The following is a 24,520-nucleotide window of genomic DNA, read 5'->3' as shown; positions in this document are numbered from 1 at the left end:
TGTAATCCTGTAAAAAGGGAAAAGAAAAGTGGTTTCATTGCCCGAAGGAGCTTGTAATCCTGTAAAAAGGGAAAAGAAAAGTGGTTTCATTGCCCAAAGGGGCATGTAATCCTGTAAAAAGGGAAATGAAAAGTGGTTTCATTGCCCGAAGGAGCTTGTAATCCTGTAAAAAGGGAAAAGAAAAGTGGTTTCATTGCCCAAAGGGGCATGTAATCCTGTAAAAAGGGAAATGAAAAGTGGTTTCATTGCCCGAAGGAGCTTGTAATCCTGTAAAAAGGGAAAAGAAAAGTGGTTTCATTGCCCAAAGGGGCATGTAATCCTGTTAAAAAGGAAAAGGGAAAAGAAAAGTGGAGCGACTGAAGCGAAATCAACAGACTTATCCTTACAGACAAAACTCTAAGAAAAATAATAATATTGTTAAAAAAGTAAATAAAAAAACGATCTCAAATAAGAGATCGTTTTTTTATAGTCATTTATTTCCGACTTCCGCCAACTTGTTTCCAGTTTGTTTGATATTTTGAAACACGGTCGGTAAATTCAGTCCGTTTCTTTCCTCCGAAAACTCTTTCACCAACACCATTTGTTATGACACCCATTAATGCTGTAATACCCACAACAAGAACGGCTACAATGGTTAAATCTGCTATGTAACCACCAATCATCGTTAACCCTCCATTTTTATTTCAAATGTCAGCATGATGAATGCTTTTGAAAATCCCCTATTTATATATTAAAAGAACTTAGGGGGAATTAAAAGACATTCTTCATTATTTCCTTTAGAATTGGGGGAATTTTTGTGACTATTTCACAGCTTGATGTATGCGTTTTCATTCTGCTTCATTTAATTGAGAATATAAATTTAATAAAAGGTTAAGAAATACTTAAGAATAATCTGTTAGAATAACAAGCATTAAGGGACGAAAATAATATTTTTTTAAACCTACAAAAACTGCCGAAAGTAAACGAATAATTTTACAGTAAATCTCAAAGTATTACAAAATTTTAACGAAAAAAATTGATAAACCATGAAACTTTTTACGTAAATATTCGTCTAATATAGTGTAGTTTAAAAAAATTCTTTAAGTTTTGACCCTATGAGAATTTTTGAAAAAAGGATACCTTTTTCAGAATCAGTGGTGTATAATTGATGATATAAATTACTTGTTTATAATTATTTTAATTATGGTGTAAGTTTACTTGTTTATAATTTTTTAAATTAGGGTATAAGTTATTAAACAGATTTTCGTTTTTCTTATAAACAGACAGTTAATTAAAGAGGAGTGTGAAGACGAATGGTAACACTATACACTTCACCAAGTTGCACATCATGCAGGAAAGCAAAATCATGGCTTGAAGAACATGAGATTCCTTACAAGGAAAGAAATATTTTCTCAGAGCCGTTATCTATTGAAGAGATTAAAGAAATACTTCGTATGACTGAAGATGGGACAGATGAAATTATATCCACTCGCTCCAAGACATTTCAAAAATTGGATGTAAATTTAGATACAATGCCTCTTCAGAATTTATTCGAATTAATAAAGGAAAATCCAGGACTATTACGCCGTCCAATCATTATTGATGAGAAGCGTTTACAAGTCGGTTATAATGAAGATGAAATTCGCCGGTTTTTACCAAGAAGAGTGAGAACATTCCAATTGCGTGAAGCACAGCGAATGGTAAATTAAAAGCCAAGACCTTCTGAAAGCAGAAGGTCTTTTTCATTTGTGATTTAAAAGGCATTTTGGTACAATAAAATGAATATCTAATAATAAGTGAAACTTCCGTTTGTATATTTTAAGTGCCAGCTAATGCGGGAAAATAGGCGTATTGATGGTTTTTGATTATTTGATTAATTTTATTTCCCTTATTGCTGCTTTTGTCATAAAATAAAAGTACAAGGATTTATGTCCTTTTTTTAACAAATCTCACTAATAATAGTCCTTTCTAAATTGGGTAAATGCTTTTGGCACTGTCTGCTTGGGGGTATTTAGTCCCTTCAATATGGAAAACGGAAGGGAGAGGTAAAAATGGAGATTGAAAGAATAAATGAGAATACTGTAAAGTTCTACATTTCATATGGTGATATAGAAGACAGAGGTTTTGACCGGGAGGAAATTTGGTACAATCGTGAGCGCAGCGAAGAACTTTTCTGGGAAATGATGGATGAGGTTCATCAGGAAGAAGAGTTTGTTGTGGAAGGTCCACTTTGGATCCAAGTTCAGGCATTGGAAAAAGGCTTAGAAATTCTTGTTACCAAAGCCCAACTTTCTAAAGATGGCCAAAAATTCGAACTGCCAATTCCGGGTGATAAGGTAAAGGATATACCGGTTGATGAGAATATTGAAGATATTCTTGATCAACATTTCAATCCAAAGCATGAGGTTGAGGAAGACTATCTGCTCGATGACGATCCCCTTGAATTTATGCTTGCCTTTAAGGATTTTGAGGATGTTATTATGTTGTCGAAGCGCGAAGGTCTGGATGAATTAAAAACGACTCTTTATCATTTTGAAGGAAGATATTATCTCTATACCGAATTTCTAGAGGATGTATTTGAGGAAGATGAAATAGACGATATCTTAAGTATCCTTTTGGAATACGGTACTGAAACACAAGTTACCATCCATCGTGTTCAGGAATACGGAAAAGAAATAATTTCCGAAAATGTGTTTTCTGAAATTAGAAAGCATTTTCACTAAAATTAGAGCCGATTTCACTATTGAAATCGGTATTTTTTAGTATTTATATACTTTTAAAGTGCAGGTGAGGACACTGAAAAACACTGTTAGGGTTGTTCTATTTGTTATAGTCATATCCGTACTTATGCTGATCTTTAAAGATCATATTAAGGGTGGCCTTTTCGGGGTATTTAGCCTATTTATTTCCTTGTCCGTTATTTTCATTGGATTTGTGATTTTCCTTGAGAATCGTCACCCCACGCAAACAATTACCTGGCTGGTTGTTTTAGGCGGGTTTCCGCTTGTTGGCTTTATTTTTTATCTTCTTTTCGGACGGAATTATCGAAAGGAAAAAATGTTCCGTAAAAAGTATTTTCTAGATAAACAAGCCTTTTTGAATGTCGAAGGGGAAAGTGATCCAAGAAGCAGGGAAAAGTTAAGTTTAATGAGAGAACATCAAGGGAAATTATTCAGGTTGGCGCAAAAGCTTGGGAACAGTCCAATCTCTTTTGATACCTCGACCAAAATTTTAACCAATGGAGAAGAAACATTCCAACATATTTTAGAAGAATTAAGAAGAGCCAAACATCATATTCATCTTGAATATTATATTGTTCGTAATGATGCTCTTGGACAAGAAATTAAAGAGATATTAGTAGAAAAAGCAATGCAAGGGGTCAAGGTTCGTTTTCTTTTTGACGCGGTCGGCTCCTGGCAATTATCTAAGAAGTATATTGCAGATTTGAAAAATGCAGGAATTGAAACGGTTTCTTTCGGTCCGGTAAAACTTCCATTTTTAAATAATAAATTCAACTTCCGTAACCATCGAAAGATTATTGTAATTGACGGTACCATTGGTTTTGTAGGCGGTTTAAATATTGGCGATGAATATTTAGGAAGAGTAAAAAGTATCGGATTTTGGCGTGATACTCATTTAATGGTAAAGGGGGAAGCCGTAAGGACCCTTCAGTTAATTTTTTTACAGGATTGGTATTATATGACCAACCATAGTTTTTTAACTGCCGAATATTTATCCCCACAACTTGATAATAAAAGTCACGGCGGGGTTCAACTGATTGCAGGAGGACCGGATAATGAGTGGAGTGTGATTAAAAATATCTTTTTTTCAATGATTGCTTCAGCTGAAAAATCGGTTTGGATTGCATCCCCTTATTTTATTCCTGATGAAGACATTTTTTCGGCGATTAAGGTGGCTGCTTTAGGCGGGATTGATGTTCGGCTCTTGGTGCCCAACCGCCCGGATAAACGAATCGTTTTTCATGCGTCACGTTCCTATTTTCCAGAACTCTTGGAAGCGGGGGTGAAGGTGTATGAATATGAACGTGGTTTCATGCACAGCAAAATTATCATTGTAGATGAAGAACTCGCTTCGATTGGAACTGCCAATATGGATATGAGGAGTTTTCATTTAAATTTTGAAGTTAATGCCTTTTTATTCCGAACGAAAAGCGTACAAAAGCTTGTCGACGAATACGAAAATGATTTAAACTTTGCTAAGTTACTTGAACTTAAAACGTTCCAAAAAAGACATTTTGGCCTGCGATTATTGGAATCAACAGCAAGGCTGATGTCCCCGTTACTATAACCAAAGCAATCGGCAATTGGCTGATTGCTTTTTTTTATAAAAAAAGGACTTTTAAATAATCAATCGAATTATATAGGTGGAGGTGAATGGCATGCTAACAGCACGCACAAAAAATGGTCAAAAAATATGTCTGGGCTATAACTACAAAAAAGAAACGCTATTATACTTTAGAAGCAGGGAAGAATTCTTCTGTCCAGTTTGTGGTGAAAGAGTTTTACTAAAGCTAGGTGATCAGAGAATGTATCATTTTTCTCATATAAAGGGGGGAGAATGCAGGAACTCCTATGAAAATGAGTCGGTTTATCATATGGAAGGAAAACTCCAACTTTATCATTGGCTGTTACGTCAAAAAATTCCTGCGGTCCTTGAATTTTATGATAAGGAAATCCAGCAGCGGCCTGATATAAAGTTTACTTATGAAAATCAAAAATATGCTTTAGAGTTTCAATGCTCCCCAATCGCTGATGAAATCTTTCAGAAAAGAACAAGAAGCTATGTTGATGCCGGATATGTTCCACTCTGGATTTTGGGGAACGAACAAATCCATCAAAAAAAGAAAAATATTCTCTCACTTTCAAATTTCCACTATTTATTTATACAACAGACAGTAGAAGGTAGCTATTACCTGCCCTCCTATTGCCCCGAAAAAAAGCACTTTCACCTACTAGATTCAATCTTCTCTTATTCCATAAAAAATGCCTTTATACTAAACCACTTTTATCCCATTGGCAAAGTAGAAATCAATTGTTTATTGAATCCGGAATGTCTGGGTCAAATTAATCTTTCACATTGGAATTATGAATTAGAGAAAGCCAATATGAATTGGGCGCTTCACCCAAATCCGAGGCAAAATTCCTTCCTTCATGAGATTTATCAGCACAATCTTAATCTTTTTCTATTACCTCCGGAAATTGGCCTACCAGTTCACTCTTCACTATTGATTCAATCTTCACCAATCATTTGGCAAACCTATTTGTATCTTGATATCTTGGCTCAAAAACAGCCAATGGACATAATTACAGTTCAAGAGGTAGAAAGGAGTTTTTATAAGAGAATAGGGAAAAAGGAAATTATCATCCGTGACCTCCCGTTAATCAAGCAGGTTCATCCTTTTACTGCGGTGATGGAATATCTTTTTCTGTTGGACAAACTTGGGATTGTGGCACAAAAGGGAAAAGCGTCTTTTCAACTAAATAGGAATATCTCCCTTCCACAATCAAATCGCGAAAGGGAAGATCGAAAGAAGGTATTTTTTCAAAAATATCAGCGAATGATTTCAAAACGATAAATGAAATATTAATGAAGGGCATAATAATAGAGAATGAAGGAATTTGGAAGGAAAAGGAGAAATATGTATAGTGGGTTCTTTTGGTAATTTGGAAAATAGAATGGAGGATGAAAGATGGCAAATGAAACTGCAGTTAAAACGCTGCCGGCTAGAAGTGAAATTCCTGTTGAAGAAACCTGGAAATTAGAAGATATATTTGCAAATGATGAGGCATGGGAAAAGGAATTCCAGGAGGTAAAAAGCCAAATCCCTGGAGCAAAACAATTTGAAGGAAAACTTGGAGAGAGTGCGGAAACTCTATTTAAAGCCCTTCAGTATCAGGATCAGCTTCTTGAAAGCCTTGGAAAGCTTTATGCCTATTCCCATATGAGATATGATCAAGATACAACGAATTCATTTTATCAAGGCTTAGATGATCGGATGAAAAATCTTTACGCTCAAGCGGGTAGTGCGCTTGCTTTTATTGTTCCGGAACTATTATCGATTGATGAAAGTAAACTTAAAGGCTTTTTAACGGAGAAGCCTGAGTTAAAGCTTTACGAGCATGCAATTGAGGAAATTAATCTGCAAAGGCCGCATGTTCTTTCAGCTGAACAGGAAGCATTGTTAGCCGAAGCAGGCGAGGTGATGGATGCTTCGAGCAATACATTTGGGATGCTGAACAATGCTGATTTGACGTTTCCATCAATTAAAGATGAAAATGGGGAAGAGGTTGAAATTACCCATGGCCGCTACATACGATTCTTAGAAAGCTCTGACCAGCGCGTCCGCCGGGATGCCTTTAAAGCGGTGTATGAAACCTATGGTAATTTCCGCAATACATTCGCAAGCACCCTTAGTGGTAATGTGAAGAAGGATAATTTTAATGCAAGAATTAGAAAGTATGAATCAGCAAGGCAAGCAGCATTAGCGGCCAATAATATCCCTGAAAGTGTATATGATAATTTGGTTAAAGCAGTAAACGAAAACTTGCATTTACTGCAGCGATATATAAAGCTGCGTAAGAAGGTTCTAGGGCTAAGTGAACTGCATATGTACGATTTATATACACCACTTGTAAAAGATGTAAAAATGGAGATTAAATATGAGGAAGCAAAGGATATTGTTTTAAAAGGACTAGCACCATTAGGGGAAGAGTATGCTAAAGTTTTAAAAGAAGGCTTTGAAAACCGCTGGGTAGATGTTCACGAAAATAAAGGGAAACGAAGCGGCGCGTATTCTTCTGGCTCCTATGGGACGAATCCCTATATCCTCATGAACTGGCAGGATAATGTGAACAATCTATTCACACTTGCGCATGAATTGGGGCATTCCGTGCATAGCTACTACACACGGAAATCACAAGCCTATCCATATGGGAACTATTCAATATTCGTTGCCGAAGTGGCATCGACCTGTAATGAGGCATTGTTAAATGATTATTTATTAAAGACCATTGATGATGAACAGAAACGGATTTACTTGTTAAACCATTACTTAGAAGGATTTAGAGGAACTGTGTTCCGGCAAACCATGTTTGCAGAATTTGAACACCTTATACATCAAAAACTTCAAAATAACGAGGCGTTAACGGCTGAATTATTGACAAAAGAATACTTTGAACTAAACAAAAAGTATTTTGGAGAAGAGGATATTGTCATTGATGAAGAAATTGGCTTAGAATGGTCAAGAATCCCTCATTTCTATTACAATTATTATGTTTATCAATATGCCACTGGATTTAGTGCAGCAACCGCATTAAACAAGCAAATTTTAGAGGAAGGGGAGCCTGCTGTAAAGCGCTATATTGGGTTCCTTAGTGCAGGAAGCTCTGATTATCCAATTGAAGTCCTTAAGAAGGCAGGAGTGGACATGACAAGCTCCCAGCCAATAAAGGATGCCTGCAAGGTATTTGAAGAAAAACTGAACGAGCTCGAACAGTTGTTGTCATAAGAGAAGGGATGGCGCTTAAAAATGCGTCATCCCTTTTTAAAACCCTCGAAATCTTTTCCTTTCATTTACAAAGAATAAAATGGTGAAAATTGATAGGAACAACAGGGGAATGCTGATCCATAATGGGAAAATTTTAAGTAGTGCAAGCAAGTGAAGAAAAAAGGCAAGGATAAAAAAAAGAATCATTAAGAAAATAGGAAGCTTCTTCATCGGAAATTCCACCTACTTTTGCTTTATCTCACTATAAGTTTATTGTCCAATTCGAAAAATATGACTTTTTGACAATATTGTGAAATAAAGCACAAAGTCATTGTTTTAAGGTACAACACCATGGTATATTTAACTCGTGAAGTTGATCACAACAAACATAAACCCCTTTGTTTGACCGTGAAAGATTTCTCCCATCCCCTTTTGTTCGTATTAGTAAAAGACCTTGCAGAACCGGAGCTGCAAGGTCTTTTCATGAAGGTGGCAATACCCGAAAAAAAGGGTGATTTCACCCTTTTATTCTTCAATATATCGCCAAAATGTCCCGTATTTAGCTGGTATTTGTTCAACTACCTGTTTTAAGAGTAATTTTTTCATTTCCTTTTCCACCTGGGAAATCGTCATATTGTAAACTACGGCAATTTCCTTTGAAGCGACAAATCGAAAAAACTTTAGAAAAGTCTCAAGATGCGGCGGGGGTGATTGAACTGGCCGTTCTGAGAGCATTTCCTCTAGGATTTGTACATATATCTCATAGGGATAGGTTCCGGTTATTTTAATCCCTTCATCTTCAACATTTTCATTAAAGAAAACGAGGGTTGGAATTTCGTGAACATCCATTTCGGAGGTTATTTTTAAATCGCATTGAAATGCTTTGGCTGCACTTTCGGAATGGAGATCCGTAATAAACTCCTCGATATCTAATCCTACATCCCCGGCACAATCCTTTAATACTTCTAAATCAGAGACATTTTTCTTATCCAAAAATAAAACTTCCTGCAGTTTACGGAGGAAACGGATTCCTGCTCGTCTTCCTTGGAGCTCGGCTGCTTTAATGGCAATTGAGACAATATGCGGGGAGTCAACCGGGTTTTCATACCAAAGACTCGAATCGCAGGACATTCCCGACCTGCTTGCGGTCTTTTCCCATAGCTCCACGATATTTTCATAATTCTTTTTTTTACTTAGATTTAAATTGGCCAGCCTGCCGCTTAGAACATGTTTAATGGAAAAATAGCGGCCATATTCAATGTGAAGCTTTTTAAGTATCGGTTCAAGCGCCCAACATTCCGGACATAAAGGGTCAATAAACATGTAAATTTCAACTGGCTTTTTTTCACTTTTTCCACATTGCTTTTTTGAACTTGAATGTCCAATTCTGCTCACTGTAATTCACCAGTTTCCTGCGTATCTGGTGTGTTTATCATATGTTGTGCAGTAAGATGCAGCCTAGCGTAAAATTCATCACGTAATGGTCCTTCCAAACCAACTTTATTCATCGCCTGTCTCATACAGGACAACCATGCTTCCGCCCGCTTCGGGGTTACTGGAAAGGGTAAATGGCGAGCGCGCATCATAGGATGTCCGTGTTCATCTGTATATAATAGTGGTCCACCTAAATATTGTGTAAGAAACTGCTTTTGTTTTCGAGCAATCTCAGTAAAAGAATTAGGGAAAATTGGTGCAAGGTCAGGATGTTGTGCAACCAGCCCATAAAAAGTGTCCACAAGACGGTGTAGGTTTTTTTCGCCAATGGCCTCATATGGTGTAGGCTTACTCTCAATCATGTTGACAACTCCTTTAGAATGTTTGTATGAGTTTATTTTAGCAATGGCTTTTTCATATCTCAAATAAATCGCTCAAAACCTTAAATTAATCCTAATCTTCCTTAGTAATGTTTACAAACAAACCTTCTTTTAATTGTAAAAGAAGGTTGGAAAAATATCCTTTTAATTTGTTTGAGTGTATTTCTGATTGTAAAAGCGCTGGATTTTGTTTTGGGTTTTTCGGTGGGGAATGTTGTATTGATTCAATAATTCCTTGAAAATCTTTTGTCCAAGTTGTTCGTTTTCTACTTCGTATTCTAATTCATAGTCTTCTTTGTTTAAATAAATACTGTGATCAAGAACGAGAATACCACCTTTATAATCGAATTCTGCTCTTTTGGTTATAAGAGACCCAAAATAATCAAGTTCCGAAAACTTGATATCTATTTTAGTAATGATCTCCTCTATTGCTCCTGATGGAAGCCTCCCTTCTTGGATAGCAAGGGTTGCCTCCTCTTCCGTAAGTTTTTGTGTTGTTTCTAGCAAGCCGATATTTGCCGGCTGCTTTAACGTCATTTCATATTGCTGCCCCTTTTGGCGAATCCGTAAAGCCGATTGTTCAGACTTCAAAGCAAAATCTTTGGTATCAAAATAATGATTTTCCTGTGTAATCACTCTGCTTTCAGCTGTAGTGAATTTTATCAAAAGGAGTTCATATTCTTCCTTGGTCAGCATATTTTTAAATTCTATTTCAATGTTTTGAAACATCCTTTACATTCCTTCCACGTAAGTTTCTTTTCTAATCATAACACGACTGCAATTTCTGGGAGAAATGGTTCGACTATGCTAAAATAAGGTTGTGAAAATGGAGGTTAAATCATGAAAAAAAAATTAACAGCAATGAATGGAAAGATTACCGAGAATCAGATAACGTTTACCGTAGGTGAAGCCATCAATCATTTGCGGCCCGCGGAACAAATTCTTGTTGACTCCGATCAGCTTTCCTTTATTTATTTAATGGAAGATCACGAGGACTACTCTTATATTGCTTTCCCTGAAGAGACTTGGGAGCTTTTAAAAACAGCAGTAAAGAACAAACTACCTGTATGGCTTTCCTTTAATAATGAACAGGTAGAATTATCCCAGTTTACAGAGGAGCTTGACTATATCATCAGTAATATTAGAGGAAACGGAAACTATGGGGATCAAATGGTTTCGAAGGTTGAGGAGAATTTTTAAAAGTTGTTTGGGGTGAGATCATGAACCACTGGGATAAATTTTTAGCTCCATATAAACAAGCAGTGGAAGAACTCAAGATTAAATTAAAAGGAATGCGTGGGCAGTTTGAATTGGATTCAAATCCCTCGCCCATTGAATTTGTAACTGGCAGAGTAAAACCGATTGCCAGTATTTTAGACAAAGCATCCCAAAAGGGAATTGCGCTCGATCAATTAGAGGATGAAATGCAGGATATAGCCGGTTTGCGCATGATGTGTCAATTTGTCGATGATATACATACGGTTGTAAATTTATTAAGAAACCGAAATGATTTTGAAATTGTTGAGGAAAGAGATTATATCTCCCATAAAAAGACAAGCGGCTATAGGTCCTACCATGTGGTCATCCGTTACCCTGTGCAAACCATCCATGGGGAAAAGAAAATCCTGGCGGAAATTCAAATTAGGACTTTAGCCATGAATTTTTGGGCGACGATTGAACATTCACTGAATTATAAATATAAAGGAATGTTTCCTGCAGATATTCATATGCGCCTAAAAAGAGCCGCGGAGGCTGCTTTTCGCCTTGATGAGGAAATGTCATTAATCCGTGGTGAAATACAGGAAGCACAAGCGTTTTTTACGAGAAAAAAAGAATTAAAGCAGGAAGAAAAGAATTAAAAACCGGTAAGGAGCGGGTTGAATGAAATTTGCGATTACTTCTAAAGGAGATCAAAAATCAAATATTCTGATGCACAAAATGAGAACCTATTTACTTGATTTTGATCTTGTATATGATGAAGACCAACCGGATATCGTTGTATCCATTGGCGGTGATGGTACATTGCTGTATGCCTTTCACCGGTATAGCAGCCGATTAGATAAAACGGCTTTTGTCGGAATTCATACCGGTCACCTTGGGTTTTATGCGGATTGGATTCCGGATGAAATTGAAAAACTTGTAATTGCGATTGCAAAAACTCCTTATCAGGTGGTTGAATATCCTCTTTTAGAGGTCATTATTCGTTATAAGCATGCGGGCCAGGAATCCAGATACCTTGCGTTAAACGAATCAACGGTAAAGGGTGTTGAGGGTACGCTTGTCATGGATGTTGAGATTCGTGGTGCGCATTTTGAACGTTTCCGCGGGGATGGGCTTTGTGTGTCTACACCTTCTGGAAGTACGGCCTATAACAAAGCACTAGGCGGAGCGATTATCCACCCATCGATTTCAGCCATTCAGGTTGCTGAAATGGCTTCCATTAATAACAAGGTTTTCCGGACGGTTGGCTCCCCACTGATTCTGCCCGCACATCATACCTGTATGCTGAAGCCTGTAAACCATTCGGATTTCCAGGTAACGATTGATCATCTTACCCTGCTTCACAAAGATGTTAAATCGATTCAGTTTAGGGTGCCGGATGAAAAAATCCGTTTTGCCCGCTTCCGGCCGTTTCCGTTTTGGAAGAGAGTCCACGATTCCTTTATTTCGGATTAATCTGCTGGAGGAAAGAAAATGTCTTCACAATTTGAACTTAAGTGGGTAATTGAAAAAATGGATGCCGACAGACAAATAAAAGATTTTTTAAAAGATGAGGAGATTTCCCGGACTTCCCTAACAGATATAAAATTTAAGGGCGGTAAGATTCTTGTTAATCATGAGGAAGTAAATGTTCGATACAAGTTAAAAACAAATGATGTATTGACATTAATATTTCCTAAGGAAAATCCGAGCGAAGGAGTAATTGGAGAAGATTTACCCCTTAATATTCTGTTTGAAGATGAATACCTTCTTGTTGTTGTAAAACCGCCAGGGATGAGCACAATTCCTTCGAGGGAGCATCCAATGGGAAGCCTTGCCAATGCCTTAGTGGGGTATTATCAGCAAATAGGATTAGAATCCACCTCACATATTGTTACCAGGCTGGACCGGGATACATCGGGAATTGTCTTGATTGCTAAACACCGCCATGTTCATCATTTATTTAGCAAGGCTCAGCAAAAAGGCATGGTGAAAAGAACGTATGAAGCATTTGCCGGCGGGATGATGGAGGATAATGAAGGGACCATCGAAAAACCAATTGGCAGGAAAGAGGATAGTATTATTGAAAGAGAAGTCCGTCTAGATGGCCAATATGCCTGTACACATTATAAAGTAATGAAAAGACATAAAGCTTTTACTCATGTCGAGTTGCAGCTCGAAACGGGGAGAACGCATCAAATTAGGGTGCATATGTCTTCGATTGGGCATCCCTTACTCGGAGATGATTTATACGGGGGAGAAACGACGTTGCTTAAACGGCAGGCACTCCATTGTAAAAAAATAACATTTATTCACCCCTTTTTAAAGAAGGAAATGACGTTTACAACTAAACTTCCAGATGATATGCAAGAACTTTTACAGGCTGACTGCTAATTATTATTCAGTGTCAGCCTGTTTTGATTTTTAGATATATTTGCTCATTTTCAATCAAATTGCTTAAATTTTTCTTCAACATATGGCATAGTAGAATCCACAGAAACGATTTCCATTTCCGGATACCTCAGAGCAGTCAGTTTACCACCAAAAACAGCACCGGTATCAATATTGTATGTATGGTTAATGATTCTTGCTTCCTTTACAGGTGTGTGGCCATAGACAATGCAGGCATCGCCCTGATAAGCTTTTGCCCAATCACGTCTAACTGGTGATCCATCCGGATGCTTTTCACCGGTAATATCTCCGTAAAGAACAAATGTCTTAACCTTTGATCCGGATTTTCCTATCATTTCTTTTTTTATTCCAGCATGGGCAATAATAAGCTTTTTTTCGTCTAAAACTAAATAAAGTGGTGCGTTTTCATAAAGGTCCATAAATTTTTTTCGAATTGATTTTTGAGCACGTTTGTCTATTACTTCGTATTCTGCTACTGTTGTTTCTAATCCATGGGCGATTTGAACTCGATTTCCAAGAAAGAAACGGTACAATTTATTACAATGGTTTCCAGGAGTGTAATAAGCCTTTTGCTGCTCGATGACTAAGTTCCATACAATGTCAATCACTTTTAAGGACTCTGGGCCTCGATCGGTTAAGTCACCAACAAAACCAAGAACTCGTTTTTGGGGATGTAGGGGAATCCCGCTTTCCCAATCATAACCGAGTTTTGTTGTCAGGTCTTCGAATTCTTTAAAGCAGCCATGAATATCACCAATAATATCTATTTTCACGGTATAAAAGCCCCCTTTACCATTCTATTTTTTGTTATTTTACTTTTTTTATTTTTGAGAGGAGGAATTTATTTGGGACAGCATGCGTCAGTTCTTTCTTTATTGATTGTTGTCACAATGGCATTTTTAACCCCGATTATTCTGCATCGGCTTAAATTGAATTTTATCCCGGTGGTGGTTGCTGAAATTATTATGGGTTTAATCATCGGGAAAAGCGGCTTCAATGTCGTTCATCAAGATATGTGGCTCTCGACTTTATCCACCTTGGGATTTATCTTTCTGATGTTTTTAAGCGGTTTGGAAATTGACTTTACTGTATTTTCAAAAGGAAAGAAAAGAGAAATTCTTCCGAATGGAAAAAAAGAGCCAAATTCTTTTGCTGTCTCAACGGTTATTTTCATCGGGATTTTCATTTTTTCTTTAGTCTTATCATTTGTTTTTGTCATGCTGGACTTTATTCATAATGGATTCTTAATGACTTTGATTATTTCAACGATTTCATTAGGTGTAGTTGTGCCGACCCTAAAGGAAGGCAACATGATGAAAACGGTAATTGGCCAAATCATTTTGCTTATCGCCGTTATTGCTGATTTGGTAACGATGATTCTTTTAGCAGTCTTTGTCTCACTTTATGATAAAGGGCATGGGAACACATGGCTGCTTTTGATTTTATTTGCCGCAGGTGTTGGACTATATTTTGTTGGCAAGCGATTTAAAAGCCGTTCTTTTGTTAAAGCGCTGGAAACAGGAACTTCCCAAATTGGCACAAGGGCTGTGTTTACGCTTATTATCGTCTTAGTTGGGTTATCTGAAACGGTTGGAGCGGAAAATATATTAGGAGCATTCCTTGCAGGTGTTCTTGTTTCACTATTGGCTCCGAATCAAGAGCTAGTCCATAAGCTTGATTCTTTTGGGTATGGTTTTTTAATCCCGATATTCTTCGTTGAGGTAGGGGTAAAACTTGATATTTGGTCCCTTTTTAGTGAAAAAAAGCTTTTGCTGTTAATACCGCTTTTATTGATTGGACTGCTGATATCAAAGCTAATTCCTGTTTATCTATTAAAGATTTGGTATGATACAAAGACAGTTTTGGCCTCGGGATTTCTTTTAACCTCCACTCTATCCCTTGTTATTGCAGCAGCGACCATTGGAGAAAGAATGAAGGTTATAACGGAACAAATGAGTGGAACACTAATTCTGGTGGCAGTTATTACGTCAATTTTTACTCCAATGGTTTTTAAAAAGCTCTTTCCAAAAGAAGTGGTTTCAAATCGAAAGGTCAGTGTATCTTTCCTAGGAGCAAATCAAATTACTTTGCCAGTTTCAAGGGAATTAAAATCAGGCTTATATGATCCGGTTCTCTACCATACAAAAATTGAAAAATCGGAAAAACAGATTGCGAATTCTCTGTTTGATATTGTTGAGATTCCGGACTTTTCGCTCGAAACGATTGGCCAAACGAAGGTATATCAATCAGAAGTGGTTGTTATATCCACAGGCGATGAAGAATTAAATGCCACCTTGTCTGTTGCTGTGAAGGAAAGAGGGGTACCAAGGGTAATTGCCAGGATTGAAAGTCCTGATCTGGAACAAAACTTAAAGGAACACAATATTGAAATATTTTCAGTGTTTAAGTCTACCAATGCCCTGCTTCGCTCATTAATTGAATCGCCACGAGTGATTAACATTTTGACCAATCAAGAGATGGCCCTGTATGAAATTGCCATGGTAAACGAGCAATTTGATGGGATGTCGTTAAGGAGATTTCCGTTTACAGGTGATATCATTTTTGTACGAATCTTCAGAGGGAATGAGTCAATTGTGCCTCATGGTGATACAGAGCTGCAGGTAAACGACCGTTTAATTGTGACCGGATCCAAAGAATACGTTGACCAATTGAAAAGGGAGCTTGAATTTTGTGAGCATTGCTAAAAATCAACTAGATATGTACATACTTTCGAATATAGTGTAAAATTAGTACCAAGTGCTAATAACTTGTGTTAAATATAGGAGGAATAAATACATGTTTTCACTAAACGGAAAAACATTTGTAGTCATGGGTGTTGCCAATAAACGCAGTATTGCTTGGGGGATTGCCCGCTCTCTTCACAATGCAGGTGCAAGATTAATTTTCACCTATGTTGGGGAAAGAATCGAAAGCAGCGTCCGTGAATTAGCGAATTCTTTAGAAGCAGAAGGTACACTTGTATTACCGTGTGACGTAACAAGTGATGAAGATATTGCAAAGTGCTTTGCAACGATTAAAGAAGAAGTGGGAGTCATACACGGAATCGCTCATTGTATTGCTTTTGCCAAAACAGAAGAATTAAAAGGTGAATTTGTAAATACATCCAGAGATGGATTCTTGCTTGCTCAAAATATCAGTTCTTTCTCTTTAACGGCTGTTGCCAAAGAAGCTCGCGGCTTAATGACAGAAGGCGGAAGCATCGTAACCTTAACTTATCTTGGCGGTGAACGTGCGATTCAAAACTATAATGTTATGGGTGTTGCAAAAGCATCTCTTGATGCAAGTGTCCGTTATTTAGCTTCTGACCTCGGTAAGGATGGGATTCGCGTAAATTCCATTTCTGCAGGACCGATCAGAACATTATCTGCAAAGGCAATTGGTGAATTTAATTCAATCCTTAAGGAAATTGAAGAAAAGGCTCCACTGCGGAGAACGACAACTCCAGAAGAGGTTGGGGACACAGCTGTATTTTTATTTAGTGATCTTTCCCGTGGAATTACAGGTGAAAATATCCACGTTGATTCTGGTTATCATATCTTGTAAGGAAGAAAGCCCGCATTTTTTGCGGGCTTTTTATTTTTGAAGTGAACGAGTATGGGCATTTAGCATACATATAAAGTGAAGGACTTTGTATTGGAGGTGCTCAAGGTTTATGACAGAAAAGAAAAACCAAGGTCCATTACTTTATATTTACCAGCCTTTTTCAAAAACTCCTTCCATCAAAATGCAGGAAGTGTATTCAACTAAACAAGAAAAAACGCTTCCTATAGAGGAAAACAAACAAAAAGGCGAAACCAAAAGGAATTCTTTAAAGGAGGAATTGCTTCAGGAAACAGTACCAATTGAGGTAACGGTGTCCGAAAAAAATGTTGCTGACACAACGGAGAAAAGCAGCAGGCAAAAATATTCCTTTAAAAAGGTTAAAAGCTTTAAGGAAATGAATATGAAGGAACGATTGGAGTATTTAGTGGATTTTCCTAAGGCTTTGCCACCTGTTCCTTGTGTATTTTATACAAGAGATAAAAATTATCAGGGGTATTTAAAGGATTATCAGGGTAAGGAAATTACCATCCAATTCCATGATCAAACAACAAAAACGCTTCCAGTGGGTGAGTTAACAGATGTAATCATGATTGGAATAAAAAATTAAAAAATAAAAAAAGCCAGCCGTTATCGACTGGCTCATTTTATTAGTTACAAATTCCTAAGTTAACATCAGCAATACATTGGACTGCACAGAAGCATTTTAAATCAACTGTAATGCAGTCATTGCTTGCGCGGAAACGGTCCACTTGGCAAACTCTTGAAAGGTCAACCTTTCCATTATTAATAAGGTTTACCGGTACAAAGTTTCCACTTTCCCTGCGTCCAGGGATTAGAACACGAAGTGTAGCACAGCAGTTGTCAAATACATCTTCCACCCTAAAGAAAATAGACACACACGCATTGTTTTCACCGTTAAAGAATGCATGGAAGGGGTTACCTTCGTTATCACTTAAAACAAAAACACGTGTATCAACTGGTTCTCTTCTTGTCGGTGAAACTAATGAGCCCAGTGGTTCAGTAAAACAACTTGAACACTCCGCACACTCATTTTCAACAGCATTATCTTGTATATCTTTAATCGCACGAACTACTTCGCACACACAGCTGTCATTACGAAAATCGTTATGATTATTTCCACAACCCATTTATTTTTCCTCCTTAAATCCGTGATATATATCTTACATTACTAACATATTTCACAGGGCCCTTTTGGGTTACGGACAATTGCCTTTTTTAAGAAAATTAGGCTAGTTCACTATATCAATGGAAGGAAGGACAAATTTGTTTATGGATATTAGTCTTTTACAATTCATTATTTTGGGGCTTGCAGCATTTCGGCTGACCAGATTATTGGTATTTGATAAAATTACAGAATTTCTCCGCAATCCTTTTTTTACGGAGGTTGTCGAAGAAAATGAACAGGGGGAAATGGAAGTATATTATGTGCCAAAAGAAACCCCCATCAAAAGATTTTTTGGGGAGCTTCTAAGCTGTTATTGGTGTACAGGAATTTGGTCATCCATCGTATTGGTCCTGTTACATTATGTTTATTCTGCTCTGTATGAGCCTTTGGTCTTGATTTTAGCGATTGCTGGACTGTCATCTATTTTGGAAACCATCGTTCAAAATTGGCTTCAAAAGTAAATGAAAATTGGTTATTTATAGAGACAAGATTCTATTTCATCACATATTCTAAAACATAATGTTACTAAAATGGGGTGGAGAGAACAGTGAATAAGCAAAATAATAGCAATCAAGGCTCAAGCCAATCCTCTAAAGAATCAAAGCGGATTAAAAAAAATGGTTGTGGATGCGGGAAAAAGACACAGAAATAACAGGCTAGGCGCTGGACATTTCTCAAAGTCCAAAAATTCTTTTTTATCTTTAAAACACTGCTCGGGAACACCGGCAGTGTTTTTTTATCTTTAAAATAATCTTATCTGTCATAATTTTGGTTCAGGTCGAAAAAACTATAGGATAATAAGATTCTTACTAATGGACAAGGGAAGGAACTAAAAAATGATTTACATTCAACGACTTATCCTACTTTCATGTGTATGTCTTTTAGTATCCTGCAACGGGAACCAAAAGGGAAAGGATAGCCAATTAGCTCTGATCAAAACAACCAATCCCAATCCGATTATGACCGATCGAGATAAAAAAACAACACGTGTTGAAGAAATTGAAGAGGCAGTCAGTTCTTTTCCAGAAATCTATGATGCGGCAGTCATCAAAGGAGCAAAAGAGACACTTGTGGTTTATAAGGTTAAGCATATTCACCGGTTCAAAATGAAAAAAATCGAAAAAAATCTCACTGAATTCTTACAAAAGAGATTTCCAAAAGAGGATATCACCGTTTCGAGTGATTATAAAATTTTCCTTGAAGCGGTTCGATTAAATGAGCGGATGGAAAGCAAGAAATTTTCGGAAAACGATGCTGAAAAAAGGCTGCGTGAAATCATTAAAATGACAAAAGATATGACATAGAAGGGAGACATTGGAATGGCCAGCAAACAAAAAAATTTAACTCCACAGCAACAAAACTATCAACAACTACAGCAAAAGCATGAGTTTAAACGGCCTGTTTTAAAAAATTGCTTAAAGGCTTTTTTCGTCGGCGGCTTGATTTGTGTAATTGGTCAGGCTGTTAGTTATTTTTACATATATTTTTTCAATTTTACGGAGCAGACAGCTGGAAACCCTACCGTCGCAACAATGGTATTTTTTTCAATGCTTTTAACTGGTTTTGGCGTCTACGACCGTATTGGACAGTTTGCCGGAGCAGGAAGTGCGGTACCGGTAACAGGATTCGGCAATGCGGTCATCTCTGCAGCAATTGAGCATCGAACAGAAGGGTTTGTCTTAGGGGTCGGTGGAAATATGTTTAAGCTTGCCGGGTCCGTCATTTTGTTTGGTGTTTTTTCGGCATTTGTTGTTGCGCTCATTAAAACGTTACTGGCAATGTGGGGGGTTTTGTAATTGTTAAAAGGGCATCAATCTTGGGTATTTGCAAACCGGCCAATGATTATGGCAACAGGTGTATCAGGTGGCCCATTTGAGGCGAATGGGAATTTAGCAAATGATTTTGACCTATTACATGAGGACTTGTGGATGGGACAGGAGACATACGAAAAAGCACATCGGGTTTTGCTGGAGGAATCAATCAAGATGGCTCTGCAAAAAGCAAATGTTCATAAGGAGGAGGTTCAATTTCTATTTGCCGGTGACCTCATTAATCAAATTACGCCGACAAGCTTTGCAGCAAGATCGATGCAAATCCCCTATTTCGGTCTCTTTGGAGCCTGCTCCACATCTATGGAAGGATTAGCGCTTGCTTCCTTTGTAATCAATAATCAAGGAGCGAAATATATCCTCACAGGGGCTTCGAGCCATAATTCAGCTGTCGAAAAACAGTTCCGCTACCCGACGGAATATGGCGGGCAAAAGCCGCCAACAGCACAATGGACGGTTACAGGAGCAGGTGTAGCATTGATGGCAGCCAATGATTCTTCAAAGAATCAGCCTGTGACGATCTCCGCAACAATTGGCAAGGTAATTGACATGGGGTTAACAGATCCGTTTAATATGGGGGGAGCGATGGCCCCTGCCGCTGCGGATACTATTATAGCCCATTTTAGGGATTTACAATTAGATCCATCCTTTTATGATCTAATCATCACCGGTGACTTAGGGAGAGTCGGCCATGATACGGCCTTTGAATTAATCAATAAAAGCGGCTTAAAGCTGGAGCGAAAACAATTCCAGGATTGCGGGTTACTTATATACAAAAAAGATCAGCCTGTTCAATCCGGGGCAAGCGGTGCAGGCTGTTCAGCAACGGTTTTATACGGACATTTACTAAACCAAATGAAAAAAGGTGTGTACAAACGAATTTTAGTCGTAGCCACAGGTGCTTTGTTATCACCGTTAAGTTTCCAACAAAATGAATCTATTCCCTGTATTGCACATGCCGTTGCGATTGAAATGAATGGGGAAAAGGGGTGATCAGATGCTTGCCATGTTTTTTTGGGCGTTCGTAGTTGGAGGAATTATTTGTGTGATTGGACAATTATTATTCGATGTGGCCAAACTAACACCGGGTCATACTTTAAGTTTATTGGTCTGCATAGGTTCTGTCTTGGATGGGTTCGGCCTCTATGAGCCATTAATTGATTTTGCTGGAGCAGGGGCAACCATTCCAATCACGAGCTTCGGTAACTCTTTGGTACACGGGGCGCTTCAAGAGGCAGAAGCACATGGAATTGTTGGGGTTTTAACAGGGATGTTTGAAGTAACCAGCTCCGGAATTTCCGCAGCCATTATTTTTGGATTTATCGGAGCGCTCATATTTAGACCAAAAGGGTAGAAGAGTAGGACAATACTCCATTTTTCACCGCCAGTATTCGAAAAAAGGACGCTGCCTATACACTTTTTACAGTATTCTCATATGTTATAAGTGAGATTACTAAAGTGAGGTGACTAGGTCTATGTGCTTCGGATACGGCGGCTACGGCTATGGCGGCGGTTTCTACGGAGGTTCAACTTTCGTTTTAATCGTTGTATTATTTATCCTATTGATCATTGTTGGTGCTAGCTTCTACTAGGAATTCCTGAGCTTGCATCAAAGATAAGGGTTGGCCATGAGAATGGCCGACCTTTTCTTTGGCCTTTAAGCACATTTTTGCCCTTCCTTCATAAAATAAAGTAGTTGTTATGAAGGAGTGAGATTATACACATGGATAATGGATTCTTTAAAAACATAGAAAAGAAAACTGGCGTGAATATGAAAGATATCTTTGAATTAGCGAATTCTCTGCAAAATGCAAATTTTAGGGATGAAAAAACAGTTCGGAATGTAATTAAAAGAGTGTCTCAAATTGCCAATAAACCGGTACCACAGGAATTAGAAGACCAAATTGTTAAATCGATCATAAACGATGGAAAAGCGCTTGATTTTAATACCATTGCGAATATGATGAATAATAAAAAATAAAGACAAAGGCCACTTTCCTATTAGGAAGTGGGCCTTTGTCTTCTTTTCATTAATGGTGCCAAAAAACGTGAGCGATTGGCTTTTTTTCCTCTACGGTTACTTGGAACAGCGATGTAAAGCTGTTCCTTTGCACGTGTCATCGCAACGTAAAATAATCTTCTTTCTTCTTCCAATGCCGAATAGTCACCGTTCCGATAGCTTTCTAACGCAAAGTCATGCGGCAGGCTTCCATCCACAGCACCAAGAACATAAACGGTTTGATACTCGAGTCCCTTTGCCCGATGAATCGTACTTAAGGTAATGGCCTCAGTAAAATGCTTACTTAAATTTTTGATTTCCTTATTCATCGCAGACATATGCTCTGCATGAGCCAACAAGTCTTCAATCGTACTAAAATTTTTCGCTGCTACTTTCAGGTCCTTAATATCATCCGAACCTTTCTCCAACATATTTGATTCATTTCCCCGCTTCTTTAGAAAATCCAAAAATCCAATATCCTTTTCAATCATTTCAATGGCCGTAATCGGGGCCAATTGCTTTAATGTCCGGATTGAGGAGACCGCTTTTTTTAATTTTTTTTCCTGAAAGGCATGTGCCGTTTTATAATAGGATAAAGCCTCTAAATTACTGCAATCCTGGAGGATACTCATTGCTTTTAAGTCCCTTATAACCGATTGTTTTAAGAACAAAAAGGGCAATACATCAGACAGGGCAGATTGGTCGTCCTCACTCAAGCTTAATCTTAAAAAGGAGAGAATACTTCTAACAATCCTCCGGTCGTAAAAAGCCTCGACATCCTGTTCGATTCGAAACGGAAGATTTGAACTAGCTAACCGTTCAAACACGGCCCGTGCCCCTGCGTTCGTCCGGTAAAGGATCGCAAAATCGGAAGGGTTCGCACCCTGTGTGATTTTTTCCTGTAAGTCTGTTACAATCATCGTTGCCTCTTCCTCTTCATCGTTAGGAAAAAATAAAGTGGGAGCTGCTCCAGTTGAGTATTGGGCTTTCATTTTCTTCAGTCTTCTTACTTTATTAGCGGCAATCATTTGATTGGCAACTGTAACAATTTCATGTGAAGAGCGATAATTTTCCTCAAGGGTTATCACTTTTGCATAAGGAAAATCTTTTTCAAATTCAAGTAAATAACTAGGGTCACTGCCTCTAAACGAATAAATCGCCTGATCGTCATCTCCGACAGCACAGACATTTTTATGTTTGCCCGCTAGCAATTTAATTAGTTCGTATTGGACCTTGTTGATATCTTGAAATTCATCAATAAGGAAATACTGGAACCGATTTTGATATTGTTCAAGCAAATCAGGTGTCGAGCTTAACAGCTGATAACAGCCAATGAGCATATCATCAAAATCAAATAATTGTTCCCTTTCCTTAAATTCCTCATATTTTTTATAAAGGAAAAGCGTCTTTTCTTCCCATTCCGATGCAGGTCTTATATCATTTGGAAAAAGAAGTGAGTTTTTCCAAAAGCCGATTTGCTGAAGGGCTAAATCATAGGCAAACTCTTTTTCCGACAATTCTATCTCTTTTCCGGCCTCCTTAAGAATTTTATCCCGCTGCCAATCTTTCTTTAAAAGGCGGTCTGAGGTCCATTTATCCCTGGAATGGAACATAAGAATTCGATAAAAAATGCTGTGGAAGGTACCGGTAACGAGTTTATTTATGGCTTCTCTTTTCATTTTCGGATAGGAAAGTAAGCGGCTTTTCATTTCACTTGCGGCTTTGGATGTGAAGGTAACCAGCATGATGTTTCGCGGGTCAATCTTTTTGACATCTAACATAAAGGCTGTTCTCGCTGTTAACACCCTTGTTTTACCACTCCCGGCGCCGGCAAGAACTAATAATGCCCCGTCTGTTTCAGAGACTGCTGCTGCCTGTGCCTCATCAAGAACCACATCCGATTTTGATAACTGTTGTAAGTAAGGTGATTGGTATTCTATCAAGTTTGCTGCGTTTTTCTGAAAGGGAGCCTGTGGTTCAAGGACTTTTGCTGTTTTAAAGACTTGGACGGATTTAGGTGTCTCTAGAATCGTTCTGCCTTTTGGAAGGCGGAAGCCATCCACTTCTTTATGGCTTTGGTTGGTTTCTTCATTTCTTTCCTGAACGGCTGGTTCCGGGCAATCCGGAATGGTTGAATGTGTATGCGAAAAATGAGGTGATTCCTGAATGCCAAGAATTAAGCGAACACTCTCGCGGCAAACGGGACAAACTAACTCACCGTTTTTTCCCGCTAAATATATTTTTTGATATTCATCCCGGCCTAATTGATCGAGTATAATTGTTTGGTTTTGGTATCGCACAGTTTTCATTGTTTTTCCTCTGTCTCTAAAAAATAAAGCAACATGTTTAATCATAACAAAACCCTGAAGTAACAAAAAGGCTTGAAAAATAGAAAAGTGGTGTATGGTGTGCCAGTGTATAAGAAAAAGAGGTGGAGAGGTAAAAGGAATGGAGTTACATTGACCGTAAGGGGGAAAAGATAGTAGCGGAACGAACCGGGGTTCATTGTGCCTGTGAAGAAGAAAAAAGATTTGTAGCGGGAACTAAGCGGGGTTCATAGTGCCCGAGAAGAAGAAATAGAGTGGTGGCGGGAACTAAGCGGTGCTCATAGTGCCTGTGAAGAAGAAAAAAGAGAGGTAGCGGGAACTAAGCGGTGCTCATAGTGCCCGAGAAGAAGAAAAAAGAGTGGTGGCGGGAACTAAGCGGTGCTCATAGTGCCTGTGAAGAAGAAAAAAGAGTGGTGGCGGGAACTAAGCGGTGCTCATAGTGCCCGTGAAGAAGAAAAAAGAGTGGTGGCGGGAACTAAGCGGTGCTCATAGTGCCTGTGAAGAAAAAAAAGAGTGGCAGCGGGAACTAACCAGGGTTCATAGTGCTCGCGAAAAAGAAAAAAGAGAGGTAGCGGGAACTAAGCGGTGCTCATAGTGCCTGTGAAGAAGAAAAAAGAGTGGCAGCGGGAACTAACCAGGGTTCATAGTGCCCGCGAAAAAGAAAAAAGAGAGGTAGCGGGAACTAAGCGGTGCTCATAGTGCC

The 24,520-nt window shown here is 38.2% G+C and carries 27 protein-coding genes; 19 read left to right on the top strand and 8 right to left on the bottom strand.

Annotated features, from left to right (window positions below):
- Positions 1–473: 473 nt before the first annotated feature.
- Positions 474–659 carry a hypothetical protein gene (locus ACFQZ9_RS11325; RefSeq protein WP_419180559.1) on the bottom strand — a complete coding sequence of 62 codons (186 nt, stop codon included), beginning with the start codon at positions 657–659 and terminating at the stop codon, positions 474–476.
- 633 nt (positions 660–1,292) lie between these two features.
- Here ACFQZ9_RS11325 and spxA point away from each other — a divergent pair.
- From spxA to pepF, 5 genes are all read left to right on the top strand, one after another.
- On the top strand, positions 1,293–1,688 hold the full coding sequence (gene spxA / locus ACFQZ9_RS11320) for a transcriptional regulator SpxA (RefSeq protein ID WP_026574539.1): 396 nt from the start codon (positions 1,293–1,295) through the stop codon (positions 1,686–1,688).
- 342 nt (positions 1,689–2,030) lie between these two features.
- Positions 2,031–2,702, top strand: coding sequence for an adaptor protein MecA (mecA, locus tag ACFQZ9_RS11315; RefSeq protein WP_198312390.1), 672 nt, complete (start codon positions 2,031–2,033; stop codon positions 2,700–2,702).
- A gap of 73 nt (positions 2,703–2,775) precedes the next feature.
- Positions 2,776–4,287, top strand: coding sequence for a cardiolipin synthase (gene cls, locus ACFQZ9_RS11310; protein WP_498943854.1), 1,512 nt, complete (start codon positions 2,776–2,778; stop codon positions 4,285–4,287).
- 91 nt (positions 4,288–4,378) lie between these two features.
- Entirely contained in the window at positions 4,379–5,575 is a 1,197-nt protein-coding gene (locus ACFQZ9_RS11305; protein ID WP_498943848.1) for a competence protein CoiA, read from the top strand.
- A gap of 114 nt (positions 5,576–5,689) precedes the next feature.
- Positions 5,690–7,507, top strand: coding sequence for a M3 family oligoendopeptidase (gene pepF, locus ACFQZ9_RS11300; protein WP_498943847.1), 1,818 nt, complete (start codon positions 5,690–5,692; stop codon positions 7,505–7,507).
- 36 nt (positions 7,508–7,543) lie between these two features.
- On the opposite strand, the gene ACFQZ9_RS11295 is transcribed toward pepF, so the two are convergent.
- From ACFQZ9_RS11295 to ACFQZ9_RS11280, 4 genes are all read right to left on the bottom strand, one after another.
- The gene (locus tag ACFQZ9_RS11295; protein ID WP_498943853.1) at positions 7,544–7,693 is read right to left on the bottom strand and encodes a hypothetical protein; all 150 of its coding nucleotides are present in this window, start codon (positions 7,691–7,693) and stop codon (positions 7,544–7,546) included.
- Positions 7,694–8,011: 318 nt separating this feature from the next.
- A complete protein-coding gene (locus ACFQZ9_RS11290; protein ID WP_498943846.1) occupies positions 8,012–8,881 on the bottom strand; it encodes a ClpXP adapter SpxH family protein in 870 nt (289 codons plus the stop codon).
- A complete protein-coding gene (locus ACFQZ9_RS11285) occupies positions 8,878–9,282 on the bottom strand; it encodes a globin domain-containing protein (protein ID WP_498943845.1) in 405 nt (134 codons plus the stop codon). Before ACFQZ9_RS11285 ends, ACFQZ9_RS11290 begins: the two co-directional genes overlap by 4 nt.
- 162 nt (positions 9,283–9,444) lie before the next feature.
- Positions 9,445–10,029 carry a CYTH domain-containing protein gene (locus ACFQZ9_RS11280; protein ID WP_498943844.1) on the bottom strand — a complete coding sequence of 195 codons (585 nt, stop codon included), beginning with the start codon at positions 10,027–10,029 and terminating at the stop codon, positions 9,445–9,447.
- 111 nt (positions 10,030–10,140) lie between these two features.
- On the opposite strand from ACFQZ9_RS11280, the gene ACFQZ9_RS11275 reads away from it, so the two are divergent.
- From ACFQZ9_RS11275 to ACFQZ9_RS11260, 4 genes are read left to right on the top strand one after another with little or no spacing between them, the layout of a single operon-like run.
- Positions 10,141–10,500, top strand: a complete 360-nt coding sequence (locus tag ACFQZ9_RS11275) for a UPF0738 family protein (protein WP_498943843.1) — start codon at positions 10,141–10,143, stop codon at positions 10,498–10,500.
- A gap of 20 nt (positions 10,501–10,520) precedes the next feature.
- Positions 10,521–11,159 (top strand): GTP diphosphokinase, encoded by a 639-nt coding sequence (gene yjbM / locus ACFQZ9_RS11270; protein WP_198312384.1) that lies wholly within the window; start codon positions 10,521–10,523, stop codon positions 11,157–11,159.
- A gap of 22 nt (positions 11,160–11,181) precedes the next feature.
- Entirely contained in the window at positions 11,182–11,976 is a 795-nt protein-coding gene (locus tag ACFQZ9_RS11265; RefSeq protein WP_133338358.1) for an NAD kinase, read from the top strand.
- An 18-nt stretch (positions 11,977–11,994) separates the two neighbouring features.
- Positions 11,995–12,894 (top strand): RluA family pseudouridine synthase, encoded by a 900-nt coding sequence (locus ACFQZ9_RS11260; protein WP_498943842.1) that lies wholly within the window; start codon positions 11,995–11,997, stop codon positions 12,892–12,894.
- Positions 12,895–12,944: 50 nt separating this feature from the next.
- Here ACFQZ9_RS11260 and prpE read toward each other — a convergent pair whose 3' ends face one another.
- Positions 12,945–13,685, bottom strand: coding sequence for a bis(5'-nucleosyl)-tetraphosphatase PrpE (prpE, locus tag ACFQZ9_RS11255; RefSeq protein ID WP_498943841.1), 741 nt, complete (start codon positions 13,683–13,685; stop codon positions 12,945–12,947).
- A 72-nt stretch (positions 13,686–13,757) separates the two neighbouring features.
- On the opposite strand from prpE, the gene ACFQZ9_RS11250 reads away from it, so the two are divergent.
- The 3 genes from ACFQZ9_RS11250 (at position 13,758) to ACFQZ9_RS11240 (ending at position 17,083) form a co-directional block, all read left to right on the top strand.
- Entirely contained in the window at positions 13,758–15,617 is a 1,860-nt protein-coding gene (locus tag ACFQZ9_RS11250) for a monovalent cation:proton antiporter family protein (protein WP_498943840.1), read from the top strand.
- A 91-nt stretch (positions 15,618–15,708) separates the two neighbouring features.
- A complete protein-coding gene (gene fabI, locus ACFQZ9_RS11245) occupies positions 15,709–16,476 on the top strand; it encodes an enoyl-ACP reductase (protein WP_498943839.1) in 768 nt (255 codons plus the stop codon).
- Positions 16,477–16,585: 109 nt separating this feature from the next.
- Positions 16,586–17,083 (top strand): CotO family spore coat protein, encoded by a 498-nt coding sequence (locus ACFQZ9_RS11240; protein WP_498943838.1) that lies wholly within the window; start codon positions 16,586–16,588, stop codon positions 17,081–17,083.
- 40 nt (positions 17,084–17,123) lie between these two features.
- Here ACFQZ9_RS11240 and ACFQZ9_RS11235 read toward each other — a convergent pair whose 3' ends face one another.
- Positions 17,124–17,624, bottom strand: coding sequence for a CotY/CotZ family spore coat protein (locus tag ACFQZ9_RS11235; protein WP_198312378.1), 501 nt, complete (start codon positions 17,622–17,624; stop codon positions 17,124–17,126).
- Between the two features lie 142 nt (positions 17,625–17,766).
- Here ACFQZ9_RS11235 and ACFQZ9_RS11230 point away from each other — a divergent pair, with 142 nt between their 5' ends.
- The 7 genes from ACFQZ9_RS11230 to spoVIF all read left to right on the top strand — a co-directional run bounded on the left by ACFQZ9_RS11230 (position 17,767) and on the right by spoVIF (position 21,472).
- Positions 17,767–18,123 carry a DUF1360 domain-containing protein gene (locus ACFQZ9_RS11230; RefSeq protein WP_498943852.1) on the top strand — a complete coding sequence of 119 codons (357 nt, stop codon included), beginning with the start codon at positions 17,767–17,769 and terminating at the stop codon, positions 18,121–18,123.
- A 375-nt stretch (positions 18,124–18,498) separates the two neighbouring features.
- On the top strand, positions 18,499–18,966 hold the full coding sequence (locus ACFQZ9_RS11225) for a YhcN/YlaJ family sporulation lipoprotein (RefSeq protein ID WP_198312377.1): 468 nt from the start codon (positions 18,499–18,501) through the stop codon (positions 18,964–18,966).
- Positions 18,967–18,981: 15 nt separating this feature from the next.
- Positions 18,982–19,458, top strand: a complete 477-nt coding sequence (gene spoVAC / locus ACFQZ9_RS11220; protein WP_198312376.1) for a stage V sporulation protein AC — start codon at positions 18,982–18,984, stop codon at positions 19,456–19,458.
- A complete protein-coding gene (gene spoVAD / locus ACFQZ9_RS11215) occupies positions 19,459–20,484 on the top strand; it encodes a stage V sporulation protein AD (RefSeq protein ID WP_198312375.1) in 1,026 nt (341 codons plus the stop codon).
- A gap of 4 nt (positions 20,485–20,488) precedes the next feature.
- Positions 20,489–20,845 carry a stage V sporulation protein AE gene (spoVAE, locus tag ACFQZ9_RS11210; protein WP_133338340.1) on the top strand — a complete coding sequence of 119 codons (357 nt, stop codon included), beginning with the start codon at positions 20,489–20,491 and terminating at the stop codon, positions 20,843–20,845.
- Between the two features lie 121 nt (positions 20,846–20,966).
- Entirely contained in the window at positions 20,967–21,083 is a 117-nt protein-coding gene (locus ACFQZ9_RS11205) for a YjcZ family sporulation protein (RefSeq protein WP_081810753.1), read from the top strand.
- A 131-nt stretch (positions 21,084–21,214) separates the two neighbouring features.
- Positions 21,215–21,472: a sporulation-specific transcription regulator SpoVIF gene (spoVIF, locus tag ACFQZ9_RS11200; RefSeq protein WP_198312373.1), complete on the top strand. Its 258-nt coding sequence runs from the start codon at positions 21,215–21,217 to the stop codon at positions 21,470–21,472.
- 20 nt (positions 21,473–21,492) lie between these two features.
- Here spoVIF and ACFQZ9_RS11195 read toward each other — a convergent pair whose 3' ends face one another.
- Complete coding sequence (locus ACFQZ9_RS11195) at positions 21,493–23,799, bottom strand: UvrD-helicase domain-containing protein (protein ID WP_498943837.1); 2,307 nt, start codon at positions 23,797–23,799, stop codon at positions 21,493–21,495.
- Positions 23,800–24,520: the final 721 nt, after the last annotated feature.

Source organism: Neobacillus sp. GCM10027624 (assembly GCF_042675345.1).
Classification (GTDB): domain Bacteria; phylum Bacillota; class Bacilli; order Bacillales; family Cytobacillaceae; genus Neobacillus; species Neobacillus cucumis_D.
The sequence above is the reverse complement of the archived record's forward strand: the minus strand, read 5'-3'. Positions and strand labels throughout refer to the sequence as shown.